Below are 466 nucleotides of genomic sequence, written 5' to 3'. Positions count from 1 at the left end.
ATTACTTTCTGAAGAATTAGAAGATCCAGAACTAGCTGAGTTTTATAGAAGCCTAATGGTAAGTGAAGCTAATCATTATACTATGTTTTTAAATTTTGCTCGCCAATATGGAAATCGAAAAGAAGTTGACAAAAAATGGCAAGAGTTACTAATTTTTGAAGCAGAAATAATGAAATCCCTAGGGAATAAAGAGACAATTCACGGGTAATAAGATTAGCTAATTTAGTTATATCCAAATGATTGATAATCGTAAGGATAAAAACCATACTCAAATAATAAAAAAAGAGACTGCCTTTTTAGACAGTCTCTTTATAAATAGGGTCAAATTTTATTATTATTTAAAAATTATTTTACAAAAACCTTTTGAGTAAGTGTTCTACTACTAGTAGTAACTTGCACAAAATAGATACCAGTAGATAACTTACTAATATCTAATGTTTTTCTCACTACATTTCCTCCCGGAGGT

The 466-nt window shown here is 29.0% G+C and carries 2 protein-coding genes; one reads left to right on the top strand and one right to left on the bottom strand.

The window, feature by feature from the left end; translation table 11 throughout:
- Positions 1-208: tRNA isopentenyl-2-thiomethyl-A-37 hydroxylase MiaE (gene miaE / locus Z054_RS0127550; protein ID WP_024773154.1), on the top strand; the 208-nt coding region annotated here is incomplete at its 5' end.
- A 137-nt stretch (positions 209-345) separates the two neighbouring features.
- Here miaE and Z054_RS32830 read toward each other — a convergent pair.
- Positions 346-447: a T9SS type A sorting domain-containing protein gene (locus tag Z054_RS32830; protein ID WP_206538819.1), complete on the bottom strand. Its 102-nt coding sequence runs from the start codon at positions 445-447 to the stop codon at positions 346-348.
- Positions 448-466: the final 19 nt, after the last annotated feature.

Origin of the sequence: Aquimarina macrocephali JAMB N27, assembly GCF_000520995.1 — a bacterium.
Classification (GTDB): Bacteria; Bacteroidota; Bacteroidia; order Flavobacteriales; family Flavobacteriaceae; genus Aquimarina; species Aquimarina macrocephali.
This window is presented reverse-complemented; position numbering and strand designations above follow the sequence as displayed.